We start from the raw sequence: 18,787 nt of genomic DNA, 5'->3' as shown, positions 1-18,787 counted from the left end.
CGAGCGAAGCTCGACGGAGTGGGGGTCGACCCTTGGGCGCTAGGCAACGCTTGAGATAGTGCCCTTCCTTTGTCCGTTCGCGGCGATTGCCAGGTGGTTCCCCCACTCCGTCTCGGCTTCGCCGAGCCACCTCTCCCCCCTCCGGAGGGAGAGGAAGGGCGCCAAGGTCTCGAACGCTTTGGAGAACGTTCACTCAGCGACCGCATCATGCTAACCACCCTCCATGGCGCAGAAAAAAGGATACGAGGTCGATTCGTGGCTGGCGAAGCCTGACGCGCGCATATCGATCGTCCTGCTTTACGGTCCCGACCGCGGCTTGGTCGCCGAGCGGGCCAAAGCCTTTGCCGCGAAAACCGGCCTGTCGCTCGACGATCCGTTCTCAGTCGTCCGGCTCGATGGCGCGGAGGTCGATCGCGACCAGGGCCGGCTGCTCGACGAAGCCCGCACCGTGCCGATGTTCTCCGACCGGCGGCTTCTGTGGGTGCGAAATGCCAGCGGCCAGAAGGCCCTGGCCGACGACGTCAAGGCGCTGACCGCGGAGCCCGCGCGCGACGCCATCATTCTCATCGAGGCCGGCGACCTGAAAAAGGGCGTCGGACTGCGCGCGATCGTCGAGGCCGCCGACACCGCCATGGCGCTGCCTTGCTACGCCGATGAAGCCCGCGACATCGACAGCGTCATCGACGACGAGTTGCGCAAGGCCGGCATGTCGATGGCGCTCGACGCACGCCAGGCGCTGCGCCGCAATCTCGGCGGCGACCGGTTGGCCTCACGCGGTGAGATCGAAAAACTGGTGCTTTATGCCCACGGCCAGAAGGACATCAGCCTCGACGACGTAAGGGCGATGTCCGGCGACGTCTCCGGCGCCTCCTTCGACGACGCGGTCGATGCTGTGCTGGAGGGCAGGATCGGTGACTTCGACACCGCCTTCACCCGCCACTGCCTGTCCGGCGGCCATCCTTTCCTGGTACTGTCCTCGGCGATGCGGCAGCTGCAGCAGCTTCAGGTCATGCGCGGCCAGATGGACACCGCCGGCCGCAACGCCGCCTCGGCAGTGGCCGGCGCCCGTCCGCCGGTGTTTTTCTCGCGGCGCAAGCTGGTGGAGAAGGCGCTGGAGCGCTGGAACGTCGAGGCGCTCAGCCGCGCGCTGAACCGGCTGCAATCGGCCGTGCTGCAGACCAGGCGCAGGCCGGATTTGTCGGAAGCGCTGGCGCGGCAGGCGCTGCTCGGCATTGCGGTGGAGAGCGCGAGGCTGGCGCAGCGGTGATCTCTCCCCTTGAGGGGGAGATGTCGCCAAAGGCGACAGAGGGGGTCGCGGCGCGTGGAGCGCTGGCGCCTTTCGCAACGACAAACGAGGTCGGCGCTTGATGGGAGACGACCCCTTCTGGCCTGCCGGCCATCTCCCCCAGGGGGGAGATCAGCAGTTCGATCCCTTCGGCAATCGCCAATAAAAAAGAAGGGCCGGCAACCGCCAAGCCCTTTCTTCATCCTAAGCCAGAACTTCATTCGCCGGCTAAATATGGCGCAGCCCCAACCCTCTACCGCTCATCCTTCAACCGCCGGCATAGCTCGTCGAGCTGCTCCAGACTGCGGTAGTCCACGCGGATCGCGCCGCCTTTGCCCTTGTGCTCGATGGTCACGATCATGCCGATCGTGTTGGTCATCAGCCTTTCCAGCGCCAGCGTGTCGGCATCCTTGCCCGATGCGCCGTGTGCTGGTTTTGCCTTGGGCGGCGTGCCGCCCGCCGGCATCTGCGCCAGCGCCTCAGCCTGGCGCACCGAAAGCCCTTCTTCGACGATCTGCTTGGCTAGCCCGGCGGGATCCTGCGCCGTCACCAGCGTCCGGGCATGGCCGGCCGACAGCACGCCGTCGACCAGCATGTCGCGGATTACGTCGGGCAGCTTCAACAGCCTGAGCGTGTTGGCGACGTGGCTGCGGCTCTTGCCGATGACATTGCCGAGGTCGGCCTGTGTGTAGCCGTGGTCGTCGATCAACTGCTGGTAGCCGAGCGCCTCCTCGACCGGGTTGAGATCGGTGCGCTGGACGTTTTCTATGATCGCCAGTTCCAGCGCTGTGCGGTCGTTGACGTCGCGCACGATGATCGGGATCTCGGTCAGCCCGGCGCGCTGCGCCGCCCGCCAGCGGCGCTCGCCGGCGATGATCTCGTAGCGCCCGGCCTGCGTCGGCGAAGGCCGCGCCACTACCGGCTGCACGACGCCATGTTCGCGGATCGATTGCGCGAGATCCGTCAGATCGGCGTCGCCGAAATGCCGGCGCGGGTTTTTCGGGTTCGGGCTCAGAAACTCGATCGGCACCTTGCCGTCGGCATTCAGGCCTGGCTTTTCGGCCGCTGCCACCGGGCGGTCGATCTCCCCGATCAGCGCCGCCAGTCCACGCCCCAGTCTCTTTCTCGAAAGGTCTTCGCTCATCTCAATTCCAGATTCTTGATCGTTTCGGTGCCGGATCGCTTTGTTTATCGACCCTGCCTAATCATGCAGCGCGCAATTTTCGCTCGCGGCGGATCACTTCGGATGCCAATTGCAGATAGGCTTGGCTGCCGGAGCATTTCAGGTCATAGAGGATCGCCGGCTTGCCATAGGAGGGCGCCTCGGACACTCGCACATTCCTAGGAATGATGGTCTCGTAGACCTTGTCGCCCATATGTGCCCGCACGTCCTGCACCACCTGGTTGGCGAGGTTGTTGCGGCCGTCATACATGGTCAGCACGATGCCCTGGATGATCAAGTCCGGATTGATCGAACGGCGCACCTGCTCCACCGTTTCCAGGAGTTGGCTTAGCCCTTCCAGCGCGAAGAACTCGCACTGCAGCGGCACAAGAACAGAATCGGCTGCCGCCATTGAATTCAAAGTCAAAAGGTTGAGCGAGGGCGGGCAGTCGATCAGCACATAGCCGAACGGCGCACCGCGCTCGGTGGCGGCGCGCAGCGCGTTGCGCAGCTTAAGCACGCGATCCGGCGCCGAGGCGATTTCCATCTCGATGCCGAGCAGATCGAGCGTCGACGGCACGATCGACAGGCCGGGCACCGCCGTTGGAATGGCGGCCTCTTCCAGGCCGAGTTCGCCGGTCAGCACATCGTAGGAGGAGACGGTGCGGTCCTTGCGGTCGATACCGAGACCCGTCGAGGCATTGCCTTGCGGGTCGAGATCGACGATCAGCACCTTTTCGCCGATCGCGGCCAGCGCCGTGGCCAGATTGATGGCGGTGGTAGTCTTGCCGACGCCGCCCTTCTGGTTGGCGACGGTGATGATGCGAGGTCCGGTTTTCATGGGTCCGTGCCAGGTATTCATGTGGGCCAGGTATTCATTGCGTCGCCAAGGTTGCGAAGGAGAGCTTACGCCGTCCGCAGATCGGTCACTTCGAGGATGACGCCATGGGCGTCGGTCATGCTCGGATGTTCTACCAGATCGAAAGCCCAGCGGTGAGTGCTTTCTTCCACCTCGGAGCGGTAATCCCGGCCTTTGTGGAACAGCGCCCGCGATCCCTTGGTCAACCACGGCGCCGACAGATCGAGCAGCGCCGGCAGCGGGGCAAGCGCCCGCGCCGTGATGATTTCCGGTGCGGAAACAAGCGCATAGCTGTCGTCGATGCGCCGGGCGACGACCCGTGCCGGCAAACCGAACTGGCCAATGACCGCCTGCAAAAACGATGCTTTCTTGCGGTTGCTCTCGACCAGATCGATCGACGCGCCGTCACGCTCGCCCAGCAGGAAGGCCATTACCAGGCCCGGAAAACCGCCGCCCGAACCGAGATCGGCCCAGCGTTTGGCCTGGGGGGCGATTCGGGCCAGCTGCGCGCTGTCCAGAATATGGCGGCCCCAGACATCGTCCAGCGTCGACGGCGCGGCCAGATTGATGCTGCGGTTCCATTTCAGGAACAACTGTTCGAACGTCACCAACCGATCGAATGTTTCACGTGAAACCGGTCCCGCGGCCTCTTGCAGGCTCGCCCATGAGGCAGCGCTCACGCAACGGCCCTTTGGGCGGCCGATTCGGCGTTGCGGACGTGCGCGACGATGATGGCCAGCGCCGCCGGCGTCATGCCTTCCATACGCTGCGCGTCAGCGATCGACCGTGGCTGACGCGTTAGCATCTTCTGCTTCAGCTCATTGGACAGGCCAGGAACATCGGCGAAATCCACCGACGCCGGGATCAGCCGGCTTTCCTCGCGGCGGATCTGTCCGACATCCGCCTGCTGGCGATCAAGGTAAACCGAATATTTCGCTTCCGTTTCGAGCCGCTCAGCGGTTTTGACGTCGATTGCGCCAAAGGCCGGCGCAACACGGGCCAGCCAGGCTATATCGACGCCGGGATGAGCGAGCAATTCATAAGCGGAGCGGCGCACGCCGTCCCTGTTGATCTCCAGCCCATGCCGCGCCGCTTCGTTGGGCGTCATCGTCGTCGCAACTGCGAGTTCGCGCGCCCTATCAAGATCCTGTGTGACTTGATTGAACCGCTGCATCCGCTCCGGCGACACGATACCAAGCCGATTTGCCAGAGGCGTAAGCCTTTCATCGGCATTGTCGGCGCGCAGCGATAGGCGAAACTCCGCCCGCGAAGTGAACATGCGGTAGGGCTCGGCAATGCCGCGGCTGGTGAGGTCGTCCACCATCACACCGATGTAGGCTTCGGTGCGGCTGAGCACGATTTGGTCGTCGGCCGCCGCCTTGCGCGCGGCGTTGAGCCCGGCGAGCAGGCCCTGCGCTCCGGCTTCTTCATAACCGGTGGTGCCGTTGATCTGACCGGCTAGGAAAAGCCCCGCAATACGTTTGGCCTCAAGCGTCGGCTCCAACTCGCGCGGATCGACATGGTCGTATTCGATGGCGTAGCCGGGCTGCAGCATGGTCGCCCGCAATAGCCCGGGTATAGTTTTGAGAATGTCGAGTTGCACATCCTCGGGCAGGGAGGTCGAAATGCCATTGGGGTAGACCGTGTCGTCGTCCAACCCTTCCGGCTCGAGGAAAATCTGGTGGCCTTCGCGATCGCCGAACTTGACGATCTTGTCTTCGATCGACGGGCAATAGCGTGGTCCGACCCCCTCTATCGAGCCGGAATACATGGCGGAGCGGCCGAGATTGGCGCGGATCAGCTCGTGCGTCGCCGGTGTCGTACGCGTGATGCCGCAATGGATTTGCGGATTCTTGATTGTGTCGGTGAGCAGCGAGAACGGCACTGGATGTTCGTCGGCCGCCTGGCTTTCCAGCGACGCCCAGTCGATGGTGCGGCCATCGAGCCGCGGCGGCGTGCCGGTCTTCAGCCGTCCAAGCGCGAAACCGGCGCGGCTCATCGTCGCCGACAGGCCAAGGCTCGCCTGCTCGTTCATCCGCCCGGCGACAATCTTCCTGTCGCCAATGTGGATGAGGCCGCGAAGAAAAGTGCCGGTGGTCAGGACGACTGCACCGCACGCCAACCGGCGCCCGTCGGCCAGGAGCACAGCGGCGATCCGTCCTTCTTCGATCTCGAAATCCAAGACTTCGCCTTCGACGACGTCGAGACCGTTCTGCTGCCGAATCGCTTCCTGCATGGCCAGCCGGTAAAGCTTGCGGTCGGCCTGCGTGCGCGGCCCGCGCACGGCAGGGCCTTTGCGGCGATTAAGCAGGCGGAATTGGATGCCGGCAGCATCGGCGATGCGGCCCATCAGCCCGTCCATGGCGTCGATCTCACGCACCAGATGGCCCTTCCCGAGGCCGCCGATCGCCGGATTGCAGGACATGACACCGATCGTGTCGAAGCGCAGCGTGATCAGCGCGGTCCTGGCACCGGCGCGCGCGGCAGCGCTCGCAGCCTCGCACCCGGCATGGCCACCGCCCACCACAACCACATCATAGTGATCGATCATTGTCCCTTCCAGATTCAGAGATTTCCCGACACATGTCCCCACGAGAGGACGCTGTCAAGGATTGCAGGTTGATTCGTTCACGGGGAACGGAGTGCTGAAAGCCGCAGAGTGTTTCACGTGAGTCAGGGAAGCGGCGACAATTACCTCGGCTGGCGCTGCCCCTCATCTGCCTGCCGGCATCTTCTCCCGGTGAACAAGGAGGAGCTCAAGCGCTGGCGCGCTTCGGCGAAATCCCGGATAACAGTATCTTTCTCCCCGTCACTGCACGTGAGAAATGCCCGGGAGGACAATGAGGGGCGGGGCCGGCCTTCGGCACTTGCCGTTTTGCCAAACTCCTCATTTCACGTGAAACACGCACTAGGGCGGCCCCCTGTGTTTCACGTGAGTCACTCACACGGCGCGCCCCCCTGTTTCACGTGAGTCACTTTCCAATGCAAAACTGCGAAAAGATTACGTCCAGCAGGTCCTCGACATCCACCGCGCCGACAATCCGGCCGAGCCGGTCCGCCGCAAGACGCAGCTCCTCCGCCCGCAGCTCCTGGCCGCGCTCTTGCCCCGACAAAGCCGAGATCAGAAAGCGCCTGGTCTCATTGAGCAGCTCCACATGCCGCAACCGAGACGGCAGGATGTCACCGGCATCGCCGATAGCAGCCGCGGCGCGCCTGCCGATCTCGGCCAGGAGTTCAGCCAACCCAGTGCCGTCCACCGTCGAGATCAACGCATCATACGCCTCCAATCGCGGCGAACCTTTCAAGAGATCGACCTTGGTGCCGATTCTCAAAGCCGGTGCGTCAACAGGCATGTTGCCGATCGCAGTAGGGTCCGCCAGATCTTCCAGCAACAGCACCAGGTCAGCCGTGTGCGCCTTGGCCCGCGCCTTTTCGATACCGATCGCTTCGATCTTGCCGGGCGACTCGCGCAGGCCCGCGGTGTCGGTTACCCTGACCCGCACTCCGTGGAGATCCAGCACCACTTCGAGCAAGTCCCGCGTCGTGCCGGGCTCGTCGGTAACAATCGCCGCCTCACGCCTGGCCAGCGCGTTGAACAGGCTGGATTTGCCGGCGTTCGGTGCACCGAGGATGACAACCTCAAACCCGTCACGGATGATCTCGGCGGCATGGAAGCCATCGACATGCCGGCCGATCTCGCCCACCATTGCGCGCACATCGGACCAAACCGTGTCCGAAACCGAACCGGGCACGTCGTCTTCGTCGGCGAAGTCGATTTCCGCCTCGATCATCGCCCGTGCATGGATCAGCCGACGGCGCCAGCCAAGATAGAGTTCGCTTTGCACTCCTTCGGCATTCTGCACGGCAAAGCGCCGCTGCGCTTCGGTTTCGGCGTTGACCAGATCGGCCAACGCCTCCGTCTCGACCAGATCCAGCTTGCCGTTGAGAAGAGCCCGGCGCGTAAATTCACCAGGTTCCGCATGACGCACGCCGTCAAACCCGGCAATGATCTCCAGCATCTTGCTGGCGACGGCGCGGCCGCCATGGACGTGGAACTCGGCGACATCCTCGCCGGTAAAACTGTTCGGCCCCGGAAAAAACAGCACCAGGCCGTTGTCGATAAGCGACCCGTCCACTGTTCGGAGCTTGCGCAGGGTCGCAACCCGGTCCTTGATCATGCCGTCGGCAACCGTTTCGACAGCGAATCGAGTTCTTGGTCCGGAGATGCGGATGACAGCGATGCCGGCAGGCAGGCGGCCGCTGGACAGCGCAACAATCGAATCGCCTGAAATCATTTGCCCGTCTCACCGGTCGCCTAGCTGTCCGGTCAACAATCCCACAGTATGCGGCCGTCATGAACCGGCTGTTCGTCAATATCAAGGTCGATCGCGAGGAGCGGCCGGACATTACCAAATCTGTATAGCCGCCTTGTCATCCATGTGCGAGCAGGCGGGTCCTAATTCCGACGCCAAGCAGTTCTGGGCGGGCCAGCAAGCCCTACGCAGGCCGCATCGTTAACGCTTGTGCCTGGCCCCGAGCCGTGAAGCTGGATCCTTCGCCCCCGACAGGCAAGCTTCGTTCCGGCTGCGAATCAGAATCCCGACCCGCGTCACGCCGATATTGCCGCCCCGATCGGAACGCATGCGAATCGATCGAACATTGGCCAGTGGCATCCGGCCGCCAACCGGCAGACCGGAGCTATGCGCCGGCTATCCTGCCCGTGGCGCCGGATCCGTAGGAACCGAGCCGCTATTGCGACGGCAGGTCAACCGGTGTTTCCGTCCAACGCCGAAGGAAGCGGCGTCGCATCAATGGATGGCGACCGCGGCCCGAACAGCAAATCCTTGGCCGCGACCACCGCTCCGACCGTGATCAGGATGCAAGCAACAGCCACCGACCAGTGAAACACACCAAAGCCTGCCAGCAGAAGCACGATGACCGAGAAGAGGGGCGCGGCATAGGAGAGGGCGCCGAGGATCATGATGTCCCCGTGCTTGCAGCCATAGTCCCAGGCGTAAAAGCCGGCGCCTAGCGGTATTACGCCCAAGATGACGATGGCGCTCCACTCCGTCGCCGTCTGTGGCCAGACGGTGGTCTCAAGGGTGAGGTGCAGCACCAAGGCGACCGCAGCAGTGATGAAGCAGTAACCGACGACCACATCGGTCGGCACCTTGCCAAAGCGGCGCGATAAAACCGAATAGCCGGCCCAGATGAAAGCGCAGAACAGCGCGATGACATGCCCCTTCATCACACCATTGGCCAGTCCGATCGTGCCGCCCTTGGTGATCACCACAATGGCGCCGGCAAGGCCGAGCACGACGCCGGCGATGTGGTGGCCCCTAAGCTTTTCTCCAGGCAGGAAGGCGGCAAAGACGACGATCAGCAACGGCCAGAGATAGGCGATCAGGCTGACCTCGACCGGCGGCGCCGACTGGATGGCGAAGAAATAGGCGCAGTGATAGATGCACAGCCCCGCTGTGCCGAGCGCCCAGACCTGCCACGGCTGGCGCAGCGGCTTGATCGCCGCCGGACGGACAAGCCAGCTCGACGCGCCGACCAACCCGCCAAGCAGAAACGTCATCGCCGCCAGCTGAAAGGGCGGAATCGGTCCAGCCGCAGTCGAAAGCAGCGCCAGGAACGACCATGTCAGAATGGCCGAGAAGCCGATCAGGGTCGGAATGGTTTTCTTCACGTCGCACGTTCCCAGCCCCGAAACACCGAAAGCGCGTCGCATTTGAACGGACTCAGGCGACACGCTTTAGGTCTTTGTTTTTATGCATGTCGTTCTCTCAAAACCGGGGTCACGGGGTCACTTGAGCGACATGCGTGAGTATTCGCATAAAGGCGGTGCCCCACGCTGCCGCAAGCGGCCGTTCGATATCGGGAATGCGACCCGCCCAGCAAAAAGCCCCGTCCCAGTTCCCGGAACGGGGCTTCAATGCGAACCGATGGTCCGACGAGAAGCTTACGTGTTCATCGAATCGAAGAAATCGGCGTTGGTCTTGGTCTGCTTCAGCTTGTCGATCAGGAACTCGATCGCATCCGTGGTTCCCATCGGCGCCAGGATGCGGCGCAGGACGAAGATCTTCTGCAGATCCTGCTTGGAGACCAGCAGGTCTTCCTTGCGGGTGCCGGACTTCAAAATGTCCATGGCCGGGTAGATGCGCTTGTCGGCGACCTTGCGGTCGAGCTGGATTTCGCAGTTGCCGGTGCCCTTGAACTCTTCGAAGATGACTTCGTCCATGCGGCTGCCGGTGTCGATCAGCGCGGTGGCGATGATGGTCAGCGAGCCGCCTTCCTCGATGTTGCGGGCCGCGCCGAAGAAGCGCTTCGGCCGCTGCAGCGCGTTGGCGTCGACACCGCCGGTCAGCACCTTGCCGGAGGACGGCACAACGGTGTTGTAGGCACGGCCGAGGCGGGTGATCGAATCGAGCAGAATAACGACGTCGCGGCCATGCTCGACCAGGCGCTTGGCCTTTTCGATGACCATTTCGGCGACCTGGACGTGGCGCACCGCCGGTTCGTCAAAGGTCGAGGACACGACCTCGCCCTTCACCGAACGCTGCATGTCGGTCACTTCTTCTGGCCGTTCGTCGATCAGAAGTACGATCAGATAGCATTCCGGATGATTGGCCGTGATCGAGTGGGCGATATTCTGCATCAGCACCGTTTTGCCGGTACGCGGCTGCGCGTTGATGAGCGCGCGCTGTCCCTTGCCGATCGGCGCCACCAGGTCGATCACGCGCGACGAGATGTCCTTGCCGGTCGGATTGTCGATCTCCATCTTCAGCCGCTTGGTCGGATAGAGCGGCGTCAGATTGTCGAAATGGATCTTGTGACGGATCTTTTCGGGATCGTCGAAATTGATCGTGTTGACCTTGAGAAGGGCGAAATAGCGCTCGCCCTCTTTTGGGCTGCGGATCGGCCCTTCGACGGTATCGCCGGTCTTCAAGGAGAAGCGGCGGATCTGCGAGGGCGAGATGTAGATATCGTCGGGACCTGGCAGATAATTGGCGTTGGCTGAGCGCAGGAAGCCGAAACCGTCCTGCAGCAACTCGACCACGCCGTCGCCGATGATCTCGACGTCCTGGGCGGCCAGTTTCTTCAGGATGGCAAACATCAACTCCTGCTTGCGCATGACGCTGGCGTTTTCCACTTCGAGCGATTCGGCATAGGCGATCAGCTCTGGCGGCTTCTTGTTCTTGAACTCTGCGAGTTTCATTTCTTGCATAGACGGACTCTGAATCTGCTTTGGGGAAAATATATCGGCTGGATGCGATAAATGCCGGGCGCGGCCGAAAGCAATCAAGGGCGGCGCATGACGGGAAGGAAGACCCGTCTTTTATCGTCGGTCGGGGGAAAGAGCAAGCTGCGTTTTGTCGACCGAAATGGGCCTAGAACGGCTTGACGACAACCAGGATGACGATGGCGATCATCAGCAATGTGGGGATCTCGTTGACGATTCGCCAGTGCCGCGCCGGTTTTTCATTGCGGTCCTCGGCGAATTTCCTGACAGCACCGGCCAGATAGCCATGCACGCCCGACAGCAACAGCACCAAGCCTATCTTGGCGTGCAGCCAGCCGCCGTGAAAGCCAAACACTTTCCAGGCAAGCCAAAGCCCGAACACCCAGGTGACGATCATCGCCGGATTGATGATGCCGCGCAGCAGACGCCGCTCCATCACCTTGAAGGTCTCCGACTGGACGGACCCCTTCTCGGCGTCGGCGTGGTAGACCAGCAATCGCGGCAGATAGAGCATGCCGGCCATCCAGGAGATGACGGCCAGGATATGGATTGCCTTCGCCCAGGGATAGAAACCCTCAGGCGCAAAGAAAAACAAAAGTGCGGTGAGAACAACCAGCACTCCGATGCCGATGGTCATCCGCATCATCGCCCCACGAGTGCCGTTGCCGCGCGTATTATCCGATTGAGCCATCAGCGTGTCGCGCTCCGCACCTGCTTCACCATCGCCTCGACATGTGCCACCGGCGTCTCCGGCGTGATGCCATGGCCGAGATTGAAGATCAGCGGTCCGTCGCTCAGCGCCTTGAGGATCGCATCGACGCCGTCCGACAGGGCTTTGCCGCCAGCCACGAGCCGCAAGGGATCGAGATTGCCCTGGACCGCCCCTGAATGCTGCAGTTCGTTCGCAGCCGACAGGGGCACGGTCCAGTCGATCCCCAGCCCCGTCACCCCGGTCTTCTCACGATAGGTCTCGTAGCGGGCGCCGGCGCCCTTGGGAAAGCCTATGATCGGAACATCGCGATGAACCGCACGAACCTGCCTGACGATCTCCGCCACCGGTTGCACGCAGAACTGATCGAAAGACGCATCATCAAGCACGCCGGACCAGGAATCGAAAATCTGCACCACGTCGGCACCGGCTTCGATCTGGCGGATCAAATAGGCCGCGGAGTGATCGGCGAGCACTTTCAGGAGATGCTTGAAGGCCGTCGGTTCGCGATAGGCAAACAGCCGCGCCGGCGCTTGGTCGGGTGTGCCGTGGCCAGCGATCATGTAGGTCGCCACCGTCCATGGCGCGCCGCAGAAGCCGATCAGCGTGGTCTCGTCAGGCAATCTTGCCCGCAGCCGGCGAACCGTCTCGTAGACCGGTTCGAGATTCACGTGAAACGTTTCACTGTTGAGAGCCGAAATCTCAGCTGCAGTGATTGGCGTCAGCAGCGGCCCGCGGCCCTCCTCGAAGCGGACATCGCGTCCCAGCGCATTCGGCACGACCAGAATGTCCGAGAACAGGATCGAGGCATCGAAGCCGAAGCGCTCGATCGGCTGCAGCGTCACTTCGACGGCCAGATCAGGATTGTAGCAAAGATCGAGAAAGGACCCGGCCCGCTTTCTGGTCTCGCGGTACTCCGGCAGATAGCGCCCGGCCTGGCGCATCATCCAGAGCGGCGGCGGAAACACTGCCTCGCCTCTCAGCACGTCCAGCACGATGCGGTTCTCGGGCATTGAGCGCTCTCTTCCCTGCCTTCTCTATAATTAAATAGTCTATTTCTAGAATCTTCTGATTCTAAGAGTCTGTTGGTATCGGTGGTTGTCACCTGTCCCGCTTTGCCCTGGAAAAGGCCAGCCAGCATTTTGTCGCGTGTTTCTTCCGCGGGATTGGCAAAGAGTGTGGATGACCAGGATTCCATCACTGGAGTCAATGGTTTGACGTAGCCGCTGAAAAACCGCCTCTGTGGATGAAGCGCTGGCAAAAACGCCCGTCCCCAGATTTGTCCCCAACCGCACAGTGAAGCTGACAGCGCATCGAATTGTGGACAACTGGCCTTCTGATACAGTCGCCTCCAGCCGGTCGCCTTTGCGGCCCCGGTTTATCCACACAAGCCCACAGCCTGAGGCGCCCCCTGTGAACAAACCCCAGAGCTTCTTTCACCTGCACCTGATTTCCGACGCCACCGGCGAGACGCTGCTGGCGGCCGGCCGAGCCGCCTCGGCGCAATACAAGGATGCGCGCGCCATCGAGCATATCTATCCGCTCATCCGCACCGAAAAGCAGGTGGCGAAAGTCTTCGAGGACATAGAAGAGGAACCGGGCATCATCCTCTACACCGTCGTCGACCAGAAGCTGGCGCGCGGTATTGACGAGCGCTGCGCCGCCATGGGGCTGCCCTGTGTTTCGGTGCTGGAGCCGGTCCTCACCGTCTTCCAGTCCTATCTCGGCACGCCGGCCGGCCGCCGCGTCGGCGCCCAGCATGTGCTCGACGCCGATTATTTCCACCGTATCGACGCACTCAATTTCACCATGGAGCATGATGACGGCCAGCTGCCGCTCAATATGGACGACGCGGATGTGGTGCTGATCGGCATTTCCAGGACATCGAAGACGCCGACCAGCATCTATCTCGCCAACCGCGGTATCAAGACCGCCAACATCCCGATCGTGCTCGGCGTGCCGGTGCCCGAAAGCCTGGTCGCTGCCACCAAGCCGCTGATCGTCGGGCTGATCGCCACCGCCGAACGCATCTCGCATGTCCGGCAGAACCGCGTGCTCGGCAACAGCAGCACCTACGAAGCGACCGATTATGTCGACCGTGCCTCGATCGCCGAAGAGCTCGCCTATGCCCGCCAGATCTGCACCCGCCACAATTGGCCGATGATAGACGTCAGCCGCCGCTCGATCGAAGAGACCGCGGCAGCCATTGTTGCCCTGCGGGGGAAGAATAGATGATGGGATGGCAACGCGACCTCCTGCCCCAATCAACCACTATCGACCAGGCCCAGAACCCATGACCGAAAAAATCATCCTCGCCTCCGGCAGCCCGTTCCGCAAAGCAATGCTCATCAATGCCGGGCTCGGCATCGAAGCGCTGCCTGCCGATGTCGACGAGCGTGCGCTCGAGGCGCCGTTGCAGGACAGCGGTGTGTCGCCGGAAGATGTCGCCCTGATACTCGCCGAAGCCAAGGCGACCGAGGTCAGCGAACGCAGACCGGGCGCCCTGGTGCTCGGCTGCGACCAGACTTTGTCACTGGGAGATGAAGTGTTCCACAAGCCGGCCGACATGGAAGGCGCCCGCCGCCATCTGTTGGCGCTGTCAGGCAAGACGCATCAGCTGAACAGCGCCGCCGTGCTCTGCCGCAACGGCAAGGTGCTGTGGCGCCATGTCGGCATCGCCAGCCTTACCATGCGCAAGCTCGATCCGGCCTTCGTCGGCCGGCACCTGGCCCGCGTCGGCGCCAAGGCGTTGTCGAGCGTCGGCGCCTACCAGATCGAGGGCGAAGGCATCCAGCTGTTCGAAAAGATCGAAGGCGATTATTTCACCATTGTCGGCCTGCCGCTGTTACCGGTGCTGGCGGAATTGCGTGCGCTCGGAGCCATCGATGGTTGAGAAAAAAGCTTTCGTCACCGGCCATCCGATCGCGCATTCGCGCTCGCCGAAGATCCACGGCTATTGGCTGAACACATACGGCATCGACGGCAGCTATCATGCGATCGATGTCGCGCCGGCCGATTTTCCCGAGTTCCTCTCTTCCCTCCAGGCCAATGGCTATCAGGGCGGCAACGTCACCATCCCGCACAAGGAAGTCGCCTTCGCCCGGGTCGAGCGCCGCGACGAGGCGGCGGAGATGATCGGCGCGGTCAACATGCTGTGGCTGGACGACGGCGTGCTGTGGGGCGGCAATTCGGACTGGATCGGCTTTGCCGGCAACCTCGACGAGCATGCCCCGGGTTGGGACAGGAATAGTCCGGCCGTGGTGCTCGGCGCCGGTGGCGCGTCGCGCGCGGTCATCCACGCGCTTAAAGTGCGCGGCATCAACGATATCCGCATCGTCAACCGCACCTTGGCGCGGGCGCAGGAACTCGCCGGCCGCTTCGGCGCCGGCGTCTCGGCGCATGGCGCGGTCGGCGACTTGCTTGGCGATGCCGGCTTGCTGATCAACACCACGGCGCTCGGCATGCACGGCGATGAGACGCTGGCCGCCGATCCGGCCTGCCTGCCAGCTCACGCCATCGTCGCCGACATCGTCTATGTGCCGCTGGAAACACCGCTGCTTGCCGCTGCTCGCGCGAGAAATTTGAAGACGGTCGACGGGCTCGGCATGCTGTTGCACCAGGCTGTGCCCGGATTCGAACGCTGGTTCGGCAAGAGGCCGGAGATCACTGCCGAACTGCGGCAGATGATCGTCGCCGACATCCTCGCCAAACGAAAGGTCGCAAATGATGGGCGCCAAATGATGATCGTGCTTGGCCTCACCGGATCGATCGGCATGGGCAAGTCGACGACGGCGAAGATGTTCGTCGACGCCGGCGTGCCGGTGCATGATTCCGACGAGACCGTGCATCGCCTCTATGCCGGCAAGGCAGCACCTCTCGTCGAAGCGGCCTTTCCCGGCACAACCGTGTCCGGCGTGGTCGACCGTACAAAACTGGGTGCACGGGTGATCGGCAACGCCGCCGCGCTGAAGACATTGGAGGCGATCGTTCATCCGCTGGTGCGGGCCGATGCCGACGCCTTTCTGGCAAGGCACCGCGCCGCCGCCGCGCCGCTCGTTGTGCTCGACATTCCGCTGCTGTTCGAAACCGGCGGCCGCAACCGTGTCGACAAGGTCGTCGTCGTCACCGCGCCGGCCGATATCCAGCGCGCCCGTGTGCTGGCGCGTCCTGACATGAGCGAGGAAAAGCTGGCGGCCATCCTGGCCAAGCAGGTGCCCGATGCCGAAAAACGCCGGCAGGCCGATTTCGTCATCGACACCGGTGAAGGCATGGACGCCGCCCGCACCGCGGTCGGCGCGATCATTGCCGAGCTCTCAGGGCGCTGAACTCGCCTGCTAACTCCTGGGGGATAAGTCGCGCCCATCAGGCTCCTGACGGCAGGCTGTCGGCATTGCCCATTGCCATTTTGTTCCGCTCCATGGTTCTACTCCTCCAGGATTGGGTTGATTCTATGCGTGAGATCATTTTCGATACCGAAACCACCGGACTCGACATGCGCGACGACCGCATCATCGAGCTTGGCGGCGTCGAGCTGGTCAACCGCTTCCCGACCGGCCGCACCTTCCACAAATTCATCAATCCGCAGGGGCGCGCCGTCCATGTCGAGGCGCAAGCCGTGCACGGCATCAGCGCCGCCGACCTCGTCGGCAAGCCGACCTTTGCCGAAATCGCCGAGGAATGGCTCGCCTTCACCGACGGCGCCAAGCTCGTCGCCCACAACGCCAATTTCGACATCGGCTTCCTCAACACGGAATTCGGGCGGCTCGGCCAGCCGGCCATAGACACCGGGCGCGTCGTCGACACGCTGGCGCTGGCGCGGCGCAAGCATCCGATGGGCCCCAATTCGCTCGACGCGCTCTGCCGCCGCTACGGCATCGACAACGGCCACCGCACCAAGCACGGCGCGCTGCTCGATTCCGAGCTCCTGGCCGAAGTCTACATCGAACTCATCGGCGGCAAGCAGGCCGCACTTGTCCTCGACGCGGTCGTGGTGCAGCTCAACAGCAATGGCGACGTTGCCGACATCGACATCTCGATCGCCGCCAGGCCAATCGCCCTGCCGCCGCGCCTGACCGAGGGCGAGCGAGCGGCGCATGCGGGGCTGGTGGCGACGCTGGGCGAAAAGGCGCTGTGGCTGAAGGTGGCGGCGGGGTGAACGGATCGCGGAGGTAGCGTTCCGTCACACCCCTCTCTGGCCTGCCGGCCATCTCCCCCTCAAGGGGGGAGATCAGCAGCTTCGCCGCTCCAGCCCATTCCTGCAACGTCTAAAGTTGGCGAAGGTCGCGATGACGGCCAATCTCCCCCCTTGAGGGGGAGATGCCTGGCAAGGCAGAGGGGGGTGCTGTCCCGCCAGCATCTCAGTATACAAAAGCCCGGCACGAAGCCGGGCTTTCAACTTATGCGCGTGACGCTTGCCTTCAGCTCACCTTGACCTTCGATGCCGCCTGGTCCTCGGCCAGCTTCTGCTGGAACATCTGGGCGAAATCGATCGGGTCGAGCATCAGGGGCGGGAAGCCGCCATTGCGGGTGGCTTCGGCGATGATCTGGCGGGCGAACGGGAACAAAAGCCGCGGGCATTCGATGAACAGGATCGGCAGCATGTGCTCCTGCGGGAAGCCGGCGATGGCGAAGACGCCGCCATAGACAAGTTCGACATTGAACAGCACTTCCTGGTCGAAGGACGCCTTGGCGTTCAAGGTCAGATTGACGTCGAACTGCTTGTCGGAGAGCGGGTTGGCGTTGACATTGACGTTGATCGCGATGCCGGGGGCCTTGTCGCGGCCGCGCAGCGAGTTCGGCGCGCCGGGGCTTTCGAAGGACAGGTCCTTCACATACTGGGCAAGCACGTTGAGCGACGGCTGCGCCGTTTCGCCGTTGCCGTTGGCGGCGCCGACCGGCGCGTCATCTTTGCTGGCCATGAGCCTTGTTCCTTTTGCCTGGACAGCAGCGCTGACCGAATTGAAATCGGGCGTTGGCTAGCATGGTCGGCAAGACAAGACAAGGTTTGCCGCCTTCAGGCAGGAAAGGGTCAATAGTCAGTCGTCCTCAAGGCGACGCTCAGTCGTCCTTCAGGCGGCGCCACGGCGAGTTATGGTCGGGACCGCGGTTGAAATCGTCCTCGCGCGAATAGTCGCCGTCGTCGAGGTCGATGACCTTGTCGCGCGACCTGCCGCGAAAACCGCCGGCGGTGAAATCGGTCGCGACGACGATGCGGCCCTTGAGCCTGCGCCAGGCAAGGTCGCGCACCGGCGGCAGGAACAGCAGCAGGCCGATAATATCGGTGATGAAGCCGGGGATAATCAACAGGATCGCGGCGACCACGATCATGGCGCCATGCGCGAGCTGGCGGCTGGGGTCGCCGCCGCCGGCCATCTCGGCGCGGACCCGCGCCATGACGCCAAAACCCTGGTGCCGGAGCAGAAGCACGCCGGCAATGCCTGAAGCCAGCACCAGGCCGACCGTCGCCAGCGCCCCGACCTCGCGGCCGACAATGACGAAACCGACGATTTCCAGCAGCGGCAGCGCAAGCAGGAACAGAGGAAGGAAGGAAATGCGCAAATCTTGACCGATCGTTTCCATGTTTGCCGGGCGGCGCATAATCGCCGCTGGCACTGAGGCCGTTAGATAGGTATGCCTGCCTTTGATTTGAATGATTGCGCCATGCGTTCTATATGCTTTGCATGTTTAACGCCATGCGACCGCCGCCCGATTGGCTGGCGGTCCCGGCCAGGTCAGGGATTGATTGGCGAAAGATATGGGATTCTTCGACTTCGGCACCATTTTCTTTCTGATTGCGGCGGTGGTGATCTTTTTCCAGCTGCGCAACGTGCTTGGCCGCCGCACGGGCAGCGAGCGCCCGCCCTTCGATCCGTACACGGCCAGCCGCACCGAGAAGGACGCGACCCAGAAGCCCGAAAATGTGGTTTCGCTGCCACGCAAGCGCATGCCGGGCGAGACGGCTGCCGAGACCTACGCGGCCATCGATGCCTTCGCCAAGCCCGACACCGACCTCAACAAGGGCCTGCGCGCGATCAAGGACAATGATCCCTCCTTCGACCCCAAAGTCTTCGTCGACGGCGCCAAGATGGCTTATGAGATGATCGTCATGGCCTATGCCGATGGCGACCGCAAAACGCTGAAGAACCTGTTGTCGCGCGAGGTTTTTGACGGCTTCGTTGCCGCGATTGGCGACCGCGAGGCGAAAGCCGAAAAGATCCAGTCCTCCTTCGTCGGCATCGACAAGGCCGACATCGTATCGGCCGAGATGAAGGGCGGCGAGGCCCACATCACGCTGCGCATCGTGAGCGAACTGATTTCGGCGACCCGCGACAAGGCGGGTGCCGTCATCGATGGCGATCCCGAGACGGTGGCCGAGGTCAAGGATGTCTGGACCTTCGCCCGCGACACACGCTCGCGCGATCCGAACTGGAAGCTGGTCGCCACCGAGGAAGAAGACTGAGCCTATGCATGTCGCCCGGTGCGGGCAGCTTTTTTGGGATAGCGACATGCAGGCAAACATGGGCAGT

At 62.9% G+C, this 18,787-nt stretch carries 18 protein-coding genes and 1 pseudogene; 8 read left to right on the top strand and 11 right to left on the bottom strand.

Features of this window, described 5'->3' with window-relative positions; translation table 11 throughout:
* Positions 1-223: 223 nt before the first annotated feature.
* Positions 224-1,267, top strand: a complete 1,044-nt coding sequence (holA, locus tag X751_RS139080; RefSeq protein WP_023706774.1) for a DNA polymerase III subunit delta — start codon at positions 224-226, stop codon at positions 1,265-1,267.
* Positions 1,268-1,538: 271 nt separating this feature from the next.
* Here holA and X751_RS139085 read toward each other — a convergent pair whose 3' ends face one another.
* The 5 genes from X751_RS139085 to mnmE form a co-directional block, all read right to left on the bottom strand.
* Positions 1,539-2,429, bottom strand: a complete 891-nt coding sequence (locus X751_RS139085) for a ParB/RepB/Spo0J family partition protein (protein WP_023692912.1) — start codon at positions 2,427-2,429, stop codon at positions 1,539-1,541.
* 61 nt (positions 2,430-2,490) lie between these two features.
* Positions 2,491-3,288 (bottom strand): ParA family protein, encoded by a 798-nt coding sequence (locus tag X751_RS139090; protein ID WP_023672118.1) that lies wholly within the window; start codon positions 3,286-3,288, stop codon positions 2,491-2,493.
* 65 nt (positions 3,289-3,353) lie between these two features.
* On the bottom strand, positions 3,354-3,986 hold the full coding sequence (gene rsmG / locus X751_RS139095; RefSeq protein WP_023702449.1) for a 16S rRNA (guanine(527)-N(7))-methyltransferase RsmG: 633 nt from the start codon (positions 3,984-3,986) through the stop codon (positions 3,354-3,356).
* Positions 3,983-5,857 carry a tRNA uridine-5-carboxymethylaminomethyl(34) synthesis enzyme MnmG gene (mnmG, locus tag X751_RS139100; protein ID WP_023702448.1) on the bottom strand — a complete coding sequence of 625 codons (1,875 nt, stop codon included), beginning with the start codon at positions 5,855-5,857 and terminating at the stop codon, positions 3,983-3,985. The genes rsmG and mnmG overlap by 4 nt, the downstream gene beginning before the upstream one ends.
* Positions 5,858-6,278: 421 nt before the next feature.
* A complete protein-coding gene (gene mnmE / locus X751_RS139105; RefSeq protein WP_023702447.1) occupies positions 6,279-7,601 on the bottom strand; it encodes a tRNA uridine-5-carboxymethylaminomethyl(34) synthesis GTPase MnmE in 1,323 nt (440 codons plus the stop codon).
* A 59-nt stretch (positions 7,602-7,660) separates the two neighbouring features.
* Between mnmE and X751_RS1000000168645 the strand changes: the two genes are divergently transcribed.
* A complete protein-coding gene (locus tag X751_RS1000000168645; RefSeq protein WP_084026271.1) occupies positions 7,661-7,729 on the top strand; it encodes a DUF255 domain-containing protein in 69 nt (22 codons plus the stop codon).
* 342 nt (positions 7,730-8,071) lie between these two features.
* On the opposite strand, the gene X751_RS139110 is transcribed toward X751_RS1000000168645, so the two are convergent.
* The 4 genes from X751_RS139110 to hemE all read right to left on the bottom strand — a co-directional run bounded on the left by X751_RS139110 (position 8,072) and on the right by hemE (position 12,274).
* Positions 8,072-8,998, bottom strand: coding sequence for an EamA family transporter (locus X751_RS139110; protein ID WP_023745905.1), 927 nt, complete (start codon positions 8,996-8,998; stop codon positions 8,072-8,074).
* A gap of 273 nt (positions 8,999-9,271) precedes the next feature.
* A complete protein-coding gene (gene rho / locus X751_RS139115; protein ID WP_023672113.1) occupies positions 9,272-10,537 on the bottom strand; it encodes a transcription termination factor Rho in 1,266 nt (421 codons plus the stop codon).
* A 163-nt stretch (positions 10,538-10,700) separates the two neighbouring features.
* The gene (gene hemJ / locus X751_RS139120; RefSeq protein WP_023745904.1) at positions 10,701-11,243 is read right to left on the bottom strand and encodes a protoporphyrinogen oxidase HemJ; all 543 of its coding nucleotides are present in this window, start codon (positions 11,241-11,243) and stop codon (positions 10,701-10,703) included.
* Positions 11,243-12,274 (bottom strand): uroporphyrinogen decarboxylase, encoded by a 1,032-nt coding sequence (gene hemE / locus X751_RS139125; protein WP_023745903.1) that lies wholly within the window; start codon positions 12,272-12,274, stop codon positions 11,243-11,245. Before hemE ends, hemJ begins: the two co-directional genes overlap by 1 nt.
* Before the next feature lie 400 nt (positions 12,275-12,674).
* On the opposite strand from hemE, the gene X751_RS139130 reads away from it, so the two are divergent.
* The 5 genes and pseudogenes from X751_RS139130 to dnaQ all read left to right on the top strand — a co-directional run bounded on the left by X751_RS139130 (position 12,675) and on the right by dnaQ (position 16,416).
* The gene (locus X751_RS139130) at positions 12,675-13,496 is read left to right on the top strand and encodes a pyruvate, water dikinase regulatory protein (protein WP_023726727.1); all 822 of its coding nucleotides are present in this window, start codon (positions 12,675-12,677) and stop codon (positions 13,494-13,496) included.
* A gap of 58 nt (positions 13,497-13,554) precedes the next feature.
* Entirely contained in the window at positions 13,555-14,154 is a 600-nt protein-coding gene (locus X751_RS139135) for a Maf-like protein (RefSeq protein WP_023745902.1), read from the top strand.
* Positions 14,147-14,965: pseudogene (locus X751_RS0134100) on the top strand (shikimate dehydrogenase); the annotation flags it as partial. The gene X751_RS139135 and the pseudogene X751_RS0134100, both read left to right, overlap by 8 nt.
* 36 nt (positions 14,966-15,001) lie before the next feature.
* Positions 15,002-15,586, top strand: coding sequence for a dephospho-CoA kinase (coaE, locus tag X751_RS1000000166110; RefSeq protein WP_084558319.1), 585 nt, complete (start codon positions 15,002-15,004; stop codon positions 15,584-15,586).
* A gap of 125 nt (positions 15,587-15,711) precedes the next feature.
* Positions 15,712-16,416, top strand: coding sequence for a DNA polymerase III subunit epsilon (gene dnaQ / locus X751_RS139140; RefSeq protein WP_023672106.1), 705 nt, complete (start codon positions 15,712-15,714; stop codon positions 16,414-16,416).
* Between the two features lie 262 nt (positions 16,417-16,678).
* On the opposite strand, the gene secB is transcribed toward dnaQ, so the two are convergent.
* Together secB and X751_RS139150 are read right to left on the bottom strand one after the other, a co-directional pair.
* Complete coding sequence (gene secB, locus X751_RS139145) at positions 16,679-17,179, bottom strand: protein-export chaperone SecB (protein ID WP_023672105.1); 501 nt, start codon at positions 17,177-17,179, stop codon at positions 16,679-16,681.
* Positions 17,180-17,318: 139 nt separating this feature from the next.
* Positions 17,319-17,819: an FxsA family protein gene (locus X751_RS139150; protein WP_023745901.1), complete on the bottom strand. Its 501-nt coding sequence runs from the start codon at positions 17,817-17,819 to the stop codon at positions 17,319-17,321.
* Positions 17,820-18,015: 196 nt separating this feature from the next.
* Between X751_RS139150 and X751_RS139155 the strand changes: the two genes are divergently transcribed.
* Positions 18,016-18,720, top strand: coding sequence for a Tim44/TimA family putative adaptor protein (locus tag X751_RS139155; RefSeq protein WP_023672103.1), 705 nt, complete (start codon positions 18,016-18,018; stop codon positions 18,718-18,720).
* Positions 18,721-18,787: the final 67 nt, after the last annotated feature.

It is taken from the genome of Mesorhizobium sp. LNJC394B00 (assembly GCF_000502555.1).
GTDB lineage: Bacteria > Pseudomonadota > Alphaproteobacteria > Rhizobiales > Rhizobiaceae > Mesorhizobium.
Note: the sequence above shows the minus strand (reverse complement) of the source record. Positions and strands in the feature narration are given on the sequence as shown.